We start from the raw sequence: 11574 nt of genomic DNA on the forward strand, positions 1-11574 counted from the left end.
AGAATATTCGTGATTTGAGGTGAGAGTATGAAAATTAGACGAAGTACAAGATTGGTCGATATGACTTATTACTTGTTACAAAACCCTCGTCAGCTAGTTTCTCTCACTTTTTTTGCTGAAAGGTATCAATCAGCTAAGTCTTCTATTAGTGAAGATTTAGTTATTATTAAGCAAACGTTTGAACAACAAGGGGTCGGCACATTGCAAACGATACCAGGAGCAGCAGGAGGAGTGAAATATATACCATATATAAGTGAAGAAGAGGCAGATCTAATTATTGGTGAGCTGTGTAGCTTATTTGAAAATCCAGATCGTATTTTGCCTGGTGGTTACTTATATATGACAGATCTTTTAAGTAATCCTCGTCATATTAATGGCGCAGGTCGTTTGTTTGCTTCTGTTTTTGCTAGGCAACCAATTGATGCAGTTATGACGGTGGCAACGAAGGGGATTCCACTTGCATATGCAGTGGCGAACTACTTAGATGTACCGGTAGTGATTGCAAGAAAAGATAATAAGGTAACAGAAGGCCCCACTGTTAGTATTAACTATGTATCAGGTTCTTCTAAGCGAATTCAAACAATGACGTTAGCGAAGCGTAGCCTTCCAGAAGGATCCAATGTTTTAATTATTGATGACTTCATGAAAGCTGGCGGAACCATTCAAGGTATGATGAGTATGTTAGAAGAGTTTAAAGCTAATGTTGTTGGTATTGGTGTATTAGTAGAGTCTACGGATATTGAAGAAAGACTAATTAATAATTTTGTATCATTAATTCGTCTATCGGAAGTTGATGTGAAAGAAAAAGCGATTCAAGTGGAAAAGGGAAATTATTCACTGGCACCATTTGATGAAGGGCTTGTAGAGGCTGAGTAAAAAGGTAAAGCAAATAGCTTTATCTTTTTTTATTCTATTTATAAGTTATAAAATAGATGGACAAACTGCTTTTCGTGCACTATTTTTAAAGAGTAAAAATAAATAATAAAAGGGTGAAAAGTATGAAAGTTGTTCAAACAAACAATGCACCACAAGCGATTGGACCATATTCACAAGGGATTATTGTAAATAATATGTTTTACAGTTCAGGACAAATTCCGTTGACTGCAAGTGGAGAGCTTGTAGCAGGAGACGTAACAGTACAAACAGAGCAAGTATTTCAAAATTTACAAGCAGTATTAGAAGAAGCAGGTGCTTCATTTGATACGGTAGTAAAAACAACAGTATTCTTAAAAGACATGGATGATTTTAATGCTGTTAATGAAGTATATGGATCTTATTTCTCTGCTCATAAGCCAGCTCGTTCTTGCGTACAAGTAGCAAAATTACCGAAAGATGTTTCAGTTGAAATTGAAGTAATTGCCCTAGTTAAGTAATTCTTTGTAAGCGATAACCTCCACTAATCTCTATATTCAATTACACTAAAAATTTTTATCTTAAAAATTTTTAAAAAATTAAAGGGAAAATAGAAATTTTGTGGAATTTATACAAATATATCGCTTATTTAGAAAAGGGTGGTGAACACAAGATGGAAGTGACTGACGTAAGATTACGCCGCGTAAACACAGAAGGCCGCATGAGAGCAATTGCCTCTATTACTCTAGACCATGAATTTGTTGTTCATGATATTCGTGTAATTGATGGTAATAATGGATTATTTGTAGCAATGCCAAGTAAACGTACTCCAGATGGAGAATTCCGTGACATTGCACATCCAATTAATTCTGGTACACGCTCTAAAATTCAAGATGCGGTTTTAACAGAGTATCATCGTTTAGGCGAGTTAGAAGAGGTTGAGTTTGAAGAAGCGGGCGCTTCGTAAAATTCGAATGAAAAGGGCTTTTTAAAGGAAGCCCTATAATTTTGCAACAAACTCCTGTAAGCATTTACAGGGGTTTGTTTTTTTGTGTTTATACATATATCTAGTTTAGAAAATTCCGAATTAAATAAAATAAAGAGGGGAACTTCTAATTTTTTCAAAATCATTTTAAATAGTATAGCTTATTTCTTAAAAAAGATACTAAAGAGTAAAACATCTTATAAGAATTATGGTAAAATTTAATAGTTAAAATGTGTTTCTTGAAATATATGATGATTTAGGATAATATCGTTAATGGATAAATAGGTTGCGATGGAGGGTCTATATGTCAAACAGATTTGCAGTGATTCTAGCGGCAGGTAAAGGCACACGTATGAAGTCTAAGCTATACAAGGTGCTTCATCCTGTATGTGGAAAACCTATGGTACAACATGTTGTCGATCAAGTATCTCAATTAGGATTGCAGAAACTTGTAACAGTCGTAGGACATGGTGCTGAAATGGTACAAGAACAGCTAGGAAACGTAAGTGAGTTTGCATTACAAGCAGAACAACTTGGTACAGCGCATGCTGTAGATCAAGCTGCAAGTGTACTTGCAAACGAAGAAGGAACAACTTTAGTTATTTGTGGTGATACACCGCTAATAACTGCTGAAACGATGGAAGCATTACTTCAGCAACATAAAGAAGCAGGGGCAATGGCAACGGTATTAACAGCTTACATAGAAGAACCTGCTGGATATGGTCGTATCGTTCGTAATGAGAATGGTCATGTTGAAAAGATTGTTGAGCATAAGGATGCAAATGAGAAAGAATTAGCTATTAAAGAAATCAATACAGGTACGTATTGTTTTGATAATAAAGCTTTATTCGCTTCACTTTCTAAAGTTTCAAATGATAACGTACAAGGTGAATATTACCTGCCAGATGTTATTGAAATTTTAAAAAATGAAGGTCATATTGTATCAGCTTATCAAACAGAGCACTTCGATGAAACGTTAGGTGTTAACGACAGAGTCGCTCTATCGCAAGCGGAAATTATTATGAAAAACCGTATCAACCGAAAGAACATGGTAAATGGTGTTACTATTATTGATCCAAGTAACACGTATATTTCTGCTGATGCAATTATCGGTAGTGATACAGTTCTTCATCCAGGAACAATTATTGAGGGGAACACTGTAATTGGTTCTGATTGTGAGATTGGACCGCATACAGTAATTCGCGATAGTGAAATTGGAGATCGTACGACAATTCGTCAATCTACTGTACATGATAGTAAGCTTGGTACAGAAGTATCGGTTGGCCCATTTGCACATATTCGCCCAGATTCAGTTATTGGAGATGAAGTACGCGTTGGAAACTTCGTGGAAATCAAAAAAACTGTTTTTGGTAATAGAAGTAAAGCTTCACACTTAAGTTATATCGGGGATGCACAAGTTGGAGAAGACGTGAATCTTGGTTGTGGTTCAATTACGGTGAACTATGACGGTAAGAATAAATTCAAAACTGTGATTGGTAACGGGGTATTTATTGGATGTAATTCAAACCTTGTTGCTCCTGTAACAGTTGAAGACGGTGCTTATGTGGCAGCAGGCTCTACAATTACAGAGAATGTTCCATCAAAAGCATTGTCTGTAGCACGTGCACGTCAAGTTAACAAAGAAGACTATGTTGATCAATTGCTGAATAAGAAAAAATCATAATGTGGAGGGTTAATCTAGATGTCGACTCAATATCTAAATTCTAATTTGAAAGTATTCTCTTTAAACTCTAATAAGGAACTTGCTGAGCAAATTGCAAAGCATATTGGAGTAGGACTAGGAAAATGTTCTGTTGATCGTTTTAGTGATGGAGAAGTTCAAATTAACATTGAAGAAAGTATCCGTGGTTGCGATGTATTCATTATTCAATCTACAAGCTTCCCAGTAAACGAACATATCATGGAATTACTTATTATGATCGATGCATTAAAGCGTGCATCTGCAAAAACAATTAATATTGTTATTCCTTACTATGGTTATGCGCGTCAAGACCGTAAAGCGCGTTCTCGTGAACCAATTACATCGAAACTTGTAGCAAACTTGCTTGAAACAGCAGGTGCAACTCGTGTAATCACTCTAGATTTACATGCTCCACAAATTCAAGGGTTCTTTGATATCCCAATCGACCACCTAATGGGTGTACCGATTCTTTCAGATTACTTTGAAACAAAAGGTCTTAAAGATATCGTAATCGTGTCACCTGACCACGGTGGAGTAACTCGTGCTAGAAAAATGGCAGATCGCCTAAAAGCACCAATCGCTATTATTGATAAGCGTCGTCCTCGTCCGAATGTATCTGAGGTAATGAACATTATCGGTAATATTGAAGGTAAAACAGCAATTTTAATTGATGACATCATTGATACAGCTGGTACAATTACATTAGCAGCAAACGCTCTTGTTGAGAACGGTGCTTCTGAAGTATATGCTTGCTGTACACACCCAGTATTATCTGGTCCAGCAATTGAGCGTATCCAAAACTCAAATATTAAAGAGTTAGTTGTAACGAACTCTATCGTATTACCAGAAGAGAAGAAAATCGACAAAGTACATGAACTTTCAGTTGCTCCACTAATCGGAGAAGCAATCATTCGTGTATACGAAGAAGAATCTGTAAGTGTATTATTCAATTAATTGGATAGAATGAGACGTAACCAAGATTGGTTACGTCTTTTCGTATCGAAAAAAGAAAGTAGTGGTACAAGAATGAAATTGATAGTAGGACTTGGGAACCCAGGTAGAGAATATGAATTAACAAGGCATAATATTGGATTTATGGCGATTGATGAACTTGCAAAGCGTTGGAATATTTCTTTGAACGAACAAAAGTTTAAAGGAGTATTTGGTGCAGGATTTGTTAATGGAGAAAAAGTAATCTTATTAAAGCCACTTACATATATGAATTTATCTGGAGAAAGTATTCGTCCGTTAATGGATTACTATAAAATTGATGTAGAGGACTTCGTTGTTCTGTACGATGATTTAGACATCCCTGTAGGTAAATTACGCCTTCGTATGAAAGGCAGTGCGGGTGGACATAATGGTGTGAAATCAACAATTTCACATTTAGGAACACAAGAGTTTCAACGTATCCGCATGGGAATCGATCGTCCAAAAAATGGAATGAAGGTAGTAGATTACGTATTAGGACGTTTTACATCAGAAGAGATTCCTGATGTAAATCATTCTATTGAAAAAGCAGCAGATGCATGTGAAGAATGGTTAAATAAACCTTTTCTTCAAATTATGAATACTTTCAATAGTTAAGAGTACGATTGGGAATATTTTATTTTATTTTTACCCATACTAGCAGTAATTGGATTTTTAGGAGGCTAGTATGGAAGGGTATTATTATTGCAGACATTGCGGGAGTAATGTAGGCTCCGTTACCGCAGAAAAAGTATATAGCGACGTTTTATTTCAACTAACAGAGCAAGAAGTAGTAGAAATGATTCATTTTCATGAGAATGGAAATATATATATAAAAACGATTTGTGAATTGTGTCAAGAAACGCTCGCATCTTATCCTGAGTATTATGAATATGAAAAATTTCTACAATAAAATGTTGTCGCTTTGGCATGTCCAAAGCATTTTTCTGTTTTCTTTTTCCGAAATATTTGCATAAAATATAGTGGCTTGCTCTTTTATGTTGAGAGGGGTTTTGAAAATGATAGGTTTATTAGAGCAATTTTATAAAAATGAAGAGATCCAATCGGTCATTAATGGATTAGAAGATGGTTTAAAAGAGCAACTTGTATCAGGTATGGCAACCTCTTCTCGTTCGTTATTAATGGCGGCCTTATATAAAAAAACAAAAAAATCACAACTTATTGTGACGCATAATTTATATCAAGCACAAAAAGTACATGAAGATTTAGTGGCGTTACTTGGTGAAAAAGATGTATGGCTATATCCAGTAAATGAATTGATAGCATCAGAACTTGGTGTTGCAAGCCCAGAATTGAAGGCGCAACGTATTGAAGTGTTAAATCGCTTAGCTGCAGGAGAGCATGGGATTATTGTAGCACCAGTTGCAGGACTACGCAGATTTTTACCAATGAAAGAGTTGTGGAAGCAAAGGCAAATCGAAATCAGTCTAGGGCAAGAGATTGATTTAGATACATTTTTGCATACTTTACATCATATTGGCTATGAGCGTAAGTCTATGGTAGAAGCTCCTGGAGAATTTAGTTTGCGTGGGGGAATATTAGATATATATCCACTAACTGAAGAGTTACCATTTCGTATTGAATTTTTCGATACAGAAGTCGATTCTATTCGATTATTTGATGTGGATGAACAGCGCTCTCAAGATAAAAAAGAAAGTGTTAGATTTGGTCCAGCAACAGAGTTTTTATTTTCGCAGGAAGAATTGAAATCAGGAATTAAGCATCTTGAAGAAGGTCTGACTAAGACGATGCAAAAACTTTCTGATGATAAGTTGAAGACTACAGTGCTTGAGACGGTAAGTCATGAAATTGAGATGTTAAAAAACGGGCAAAGTATAGAACAGATGTTTAAATATTTATCTATTTTCTATAACGAACCTGCTAGTCTGATAGATTATTTACCAGAAGATGGTGTTGTGATTCTAGATGAGATTTCACGTATTCAAGAAACAGCATCACATCTTGAAACGGAAGAGGCGGAATGGTATATATCCCTTCTCGGTGAGGGAACAATCATTCAAGATTTATCCTTCTCTCATTCGTTTGAAGAATTTCTTCATCATAAAAAAAGAAGTTTTGTATATTTAACGTTATTCTTACGTCATATAGCACATACACATCCGCAAAACATTGTGAATGTGACATGTAAAACAATGCAAGATTTCCATGGGCAGATGCAGTTGTTGAAAACTGAAATTGATAGATGGAACGAAGGGCATTTTACGACTGTTGTGTTAGGTACAGATGATGAACGTGTGAAAAAACTACAACATATTTTAAGTGATTATGATATTGAGGCAGATATTGTAGAAGGCACAGATATATTATTGCCTGGAAGGTTACAAATTGCTGTAGGTGATTTACATGCAGGATTTGAAATGCCGATGCAAAAGCTTGTTGTCATTACTGAAAAAGAGCTTTTTCATAAGAAAGTTAAAAAATCACAACGTAAGCAAAAGTTATCGAATGCTGAACGTATTAAAAGTTATTCGGAATTAAAAGTTGGGGATTATGTAGTTCATGTAAATCATGGTATAGGTAAATTCTTAGGTATTGAAACATTAGAGATTAACGGTGTTCATAAAGATTATTTGAATATTAAATATCAAGGTAATGATAAGTTATACGTTCCAATTGAACAAATTGACCAAGTGCAAAAATATGTAGGATCTGAGGGTAAGGATCCGAAAGTTTATAAATTGGGCGGGAATGATTGGAAGAAGGTCAAAACGAAAGTTGAAAAATCTGTACAAGACATTGCGGATGACCTAATTAAACTATATGCTGAGCGCGAAGCTTCAAAGGGTTATGCATATACACCGGATACGGCAGAACAACAAGAATTCGAGTCCTCTTTCCCGTATCAAGAGACAGAGGATCAATTACGTTCTATTGAAGAGATTAAAAAGGATATGGAACGTGGACGTCCGATGGATAGGCTTCTTTGTGGTGATGTAGGATATGGAAAGACGGAAGTAGCTATTCGTGCGGCGTTTAAAGCAATTATGGATGAAAAACAAGTTGCAATTTTAGTGCCGACAACGATCCTTGCACAACAACACTATGAAACAATTCGAGAGCGTTTTCAAGATTATCCAATCAATATAGGATTATTAAGTAGATTCCGTACGAGAAAGCAGCAAAATGAAACAATTAAAGGTTTAAAAGATGGCACAGTAGATATTGTAATCGGAACGCACCGTATTTTATCTAAAGATGTTACTTATAAAGATTTAGGTCTTCTTATTATTGATGAAGAACAAAGATTTGGTGTAACGCATAAAGAAAAAATTAAACAATTAAAAGCAAATGTTGACGTATTAACATTAACGGCAACTCCGATTCCGCGTACGCTCCATATGTCTATGCTTGGTGTGCGTGATTTATCTGTTATTGAGACGCCGCCGGAAAATCGTTTCCCGGTTCAAACATATGTAGTAGAGTATAATCCAGCATTAATGCGAGAAGCGATAGAACGGGAGCTTGCAAGAGGTGGTCAAGTTTACTTCCTATATAATCGTGTAGAGGATATCGAACGAAAAGCAGATGAAATTTCGATGTTAGTTCCAGATGCGCGTGTAACTTATGCACATGGGAAAATGAACGAGAGTGAATTAGAGTCTGTTATGCTATCGTTTTTAGAAGGACAGCATGATGTTCTTGTAAGTACAACGATTATTGAGACGGGTGTAGATATTCCAAATGTAAATACATTAATTGTATTTGATGCAGATCGTATGGGATTATCGCAGTTGTATCAGCTTCGTGGGCGTGTTGGACGTTCTAATCGTGTTGCATATGCTTACTTTGCATACAAACGGGATAAAGTGTTATCGGAAGTTGCGGAGAAGCGCCTGCAAGCCATTAAGGAGTTCACAGAGCTTGGATCTGGTTTCAAAATTGCGATGCGAGATTTATCAATTCGTGGTGCTGGTAACTTGTTAGGAGCCGAACAACATGGATTTATTGATTCTGTCGGATTTGATTTATATTCTCAAATGTTAAAAGATGCAATTGAACAGCGTAGAGGAACAGATGGAGTTGAAAATACAGTTAATGTTGAAATTGATTTAGAAGTAGATGCATATTTACCGGATGCTTATATTTCTGATAGTAAACAAAAAATTATGATGTATAAACAGTTTAGAGGTGTTTCTGCAATTGAGGATATTGAAGAGTTGCAGGAAGAGATGATAGATAGATTTGGTGATTACCCGCAAGAAGTTGGTTACTTATTGCAAATCGCAAATATTAAAGTATTAGCAATGAAAGAACAAATTGAATTAATTAAGCAAAATAAATTTGAAGTAACAATTCTGTTCTCAGAACAAGCGAGTCAAAACATTGATGGCGGAAAATTATTCATGCTTGGAAATAGTTTTGGACGAATGATCGGTCTAGGAATGGAAGGATCACAATTGAAAATCGTCATGAAAACAAATGGCTTAGAGACATCGAAGTGGTTAACAATTGCTGAAAATTTATTAAAAGGCTTGCCAGATGTAAAAAAAGAAGTCATAAATGCCTAATATTAGATAAAAAAATGCAATTCGACGTGCATAGAAGAACTAATGTGTAAAATACTATGTCTAACAGTTGGTGATTTTTACATGAACAGGTAAATTCACCACTTTGATCATCAGTAGAAAGTGAGGCAGCATTAGAATGAAAGCAACTGGAATCGTACGTCGAATTGATGATTTAGGTAGGGTAGTAATCCCGAAGGAAATTCGTAGAACTTTACGTATTCGAGAAGGGGACCCACTAGAAATATTTGTAGATCGCGATGGAGAAGTAATTTTAAAGAAATATTCTCCAATTAGCGAGCTAGGTGATTTTGCAAAAGAATATGCAGATGCTTTATATGATAGCTTAGGACATAATGTGCTTGTATGTGATCGAGATTCTATTATCGCAGTATCAGGTGTATCAAAAAAAGAATACTTAAATAAAAGCGTAGGCGATCTAATTGAAAAAACGATGGAAGAAAGAAAGTCTGTTATTATGACGGACGAAAGTGATATTTCCATTATTGATGGTGTAACAGAAAAGGTTCATTCTTATACAGTTGGGCCGATTGTTGCAAATGGAGACCCAATTGGAGCTGTCATTATTTTTTCAAAAGAAGCGATTATAAGCGAAATAGAGCACAAAGCGGTCAATACTGCTGCCAGTTTCTTAGCGAAACAAATGGAACAGTAAAGGTGTATAATTTTTAGAAGTAGCAATCTTTCCTAATTATGATATTTCTTCTTGAGAAATCAATTATTTGGAGATATATGTATATTGAATGAAGGTAGCGCTTTGCTACCTTTTTTCATTGAATATTTCTAACGTTGCACGAACGTATTCTTACTTGTGTAGGTAAGGAAGCTTGTCCTTTTCTTTATGATATAATACGAGGGGTGAGAATAGAAAAAGGAGTTTTCTTGCATGGAATCGAAGAAGTATCAAGCCTTTTGGCGTGGGGCTATTATATTAACAATCGCAAGTTTTGTTACAAAGGTATTAAGCGCCTTTTACCGTATTCCATATCAAAATATAGCGGGTGACGTTGGTTTTTATATTTACCAACAAATTTATCCGTTTTATGGATTTTGTTTAATTTTAGCTACTTATGGGTTCCCTATTATAATTTCAAAAGTGGTTGCGGAACGATTAGAGCGAGGGAAAAAACAAGAAGCAGAGGAAATTATTTGTGTATCTTTTTGGTTTTTATTAGGGATTGGTTTCATAGGATTTTTTACATTGTTCTTTGGTGCCGAAGCAATTGCGATAGCTATGGGCGATATACACTTAGATAAGCTATTACGCGTTATTTCCTTTTCATTCATATTGATGCCGTTTTTATCTGTAGCAAGAGGATATTTCCAGGGATTCAATAATATGATGCCAACAGCTGTTTCGCAAGTGATAGAACAAACGATTCGTGTTTCTATTATTGTATTTTTATCTCTATTCCTAATTGCTCACGAATTTGATTTATATACAGTTGGTGCAGGTGCTATGCTCGGTTCAATCGCAGGTGGATTGATTGGGATTATCGTACTTATACTTTATATGCGTCATGACTTTCGTTCTATATTCTTCAAAAGTGTAAAGAGGATTAAAGGGAAAAAGAAGATTATAAAAATCCTGTTTTGGCAGGGGTTAGCGATTTGTGTTAGTAACTTAGTGCTTATTTTTATACAAATGGCTGATTCTATTTCTTTCTATTCTCTACTTATTGGAGCGGGAGAGCCAGCTGAAAGTGCAAAGGTGTTAAAAGGTGTTTATGACAGAAGTATCCCGCTTATGCAATTAGGTACTGTCGTGACAACTTCCTTCTCGTTGTCGCTTATTCCAATTATTACAGCAGCGAAGGAAAGAGGAGATCTTACCTTTATTCGAGAAAAGGTAAGGTTAGCGATGAAAATAACATTTGTTATCGGGTTTGCAGCAGCCATTGGATTAACTTGTATTATCCAACCTACGAATATTATGTTGTTTGAAAATAGTGATGGGTCAGATGTTTTATCTATTTTATCTTTATCTATTCTATTTAGTTCATTGTCGATTACAACTGCTTCTATTTTGCAAGGGTTAGGACAAACATTAAAACCAGCAATATTCGTTATATTTGGCGGTTGTTTAAAGTTAGCTTTAAATTATATATTAATGCCATATTTTAGTGTGAAGGGAGCTGCAATTGCGACGCTAGTTGCGTTAATTGTAATTTCTGTACTAAATAGTGTATTACTTATGCGAGCTGTATCCGAATCGCTTATCGACAAACGGAATATGTTAGGTGTAGTTATTAGTGGTATCGGTATGGGATTTGTACTAATAATGTTTATGCGTGTATTGCAAATGTCTGGATTAGTGATGGATACAAGTCATAGAGGTGTTGCAACACTTGAGGCGTTGTTAGGTGTAGCCATCGGCGGATTGGCATATATGTTTTTCATTTTAAAATTACGTGTATTTACAAAAGCGGAAATAGGAACCGTTATGAAAAAAGAGAAAAAAGAAGGTTCATTGAAGAAGAGTGGATAGAGGTGGCAGG

Annotated in this window: 10 protein-coding genes; all 10 read left to right on the top strand. The window is 35.5% G+C overall.

Annotated features, from left to right (window positions below; all coding sequences use genetic code 11):
• The first annotated feature begins 27 nt into the window (after positions 1–27).
• A complete protein-coding gene (gene purR / locus EGX95_RS26570) occupies positions 28–876 on the top strand; it encodes a pur operon repressor (protein WP_000702473.1) in 849 nt (282 codons plus the stop codon).
• A gap of 122 nt (positions 877–998) precedes the next feature.
• Entirely contained in the window at positions 999–1373 is a 375-nt protein-coding gene (locus EGX95_RS26575; protein WP_000869808.1) for a RidA family protein, read from the top strand.
• Positions 1374–1525: 152 nt separating this feature from the next.
• On the top strand, positions 1526–1819 hold the full coding sequence (spoVG, locus tag EGX95_RS26580; RefSeq protein WP_000454041.1) for a septation regulator SpoVG: 294 nt from the start codon (positions 1526–1528) through the stop codon (positions 1817–1819).
• A 322-nt stretch (positions 1820–2141) separates the two neighbouring features.
• Positions 2142–3521: a bifunctional UDP-N-acetylglucosamine diphosphorylase/glucosamine-1-phosphate N-acetyltransferase GlmU gene (gene glmU / locus EGX95_RS26585; protein WP_000071036.1), complete on the top strand. Its 1380-nt coding sequence runs from the start codon at positions 2142–2144 to the stop codon at positions 3519–3521.
• Between the two features lie 18 nt (positions 3522–3539).
• A complete protein-coding gene (locus tag EGX95_RS26590; protein WP_000107420.1) occupies positions 3540–4493 on the top strand; it encodes a ribose-phosphate diphosphokinase in 954 nt (317 codons plus the stop codon).
• A 72-nt stretch (positions 4494–4565) separates the two neighbouring features.
• Positions 4566–5126, top strand: coding sequence for an aminoacyl-tRNA hydrolase (gene pth, locus EGX95_RS26595; protein WP_001979768.1), 561 nt, complete (start codon positions 4566–4568; stop codon positions 5124–5126).
• A gap of 70 nt (positions 5127–5196) precedes the next feature.
• Positions 5197–5421, top strand: a complete 225-nt coding sequence (locus EGX95_RS26600; RefSeq protein ID WP_000399440.1) for an anti-sigma-F factor Fin — start codon at positions 5197–5199, stop codon at positions 5419–5421.
• Positions 5422–5527: 106 nt separating this feature from the next.
• Entirely contained in the window at positions 5528–9058 is a 3531-nt protein-coding gene (gene mfd / locus EGX95_RS26605; RefSeq protein ID WP_000579716.1) for a transcription-repair coupling factor, read from the top strand.
• Between the two features lie 136 nt (positions 9059–9194).
• On the top strand, positions 9195–9731 hold the full coding sequence (gene spoVT, locus EGX95_RS26610) for a stage V sporulation protein T (protein WP_000648302.1): 537 nt from the start codon (positions 9195–9197) through the stop codon (positions 9729–9731).
• A gap of 231 nt (positions 9732–9962) precedes the next feature.
• Positions 9963–11564, top strand: coding sequence for a putative polysaccharide biosynthesis protein (locus tag EGX95_RS26615; RefSeq protein WP_046951957.1), 1602 nt, complete (start codon positions 9963–9965; stop codon positions 11562–11564).
• Positions 11565–11574 lie beyond the last annotated feature (10 nt).

This window comes from Bacillus sp. FDAARGOS_527 (assembly GCF_003812125.1).
Lineage (GTDB): Bacteria > Bacillota > Bacilli > Bacillales > Bacillaceae_G > Bacillus_A > Bacillus_A paranthracis.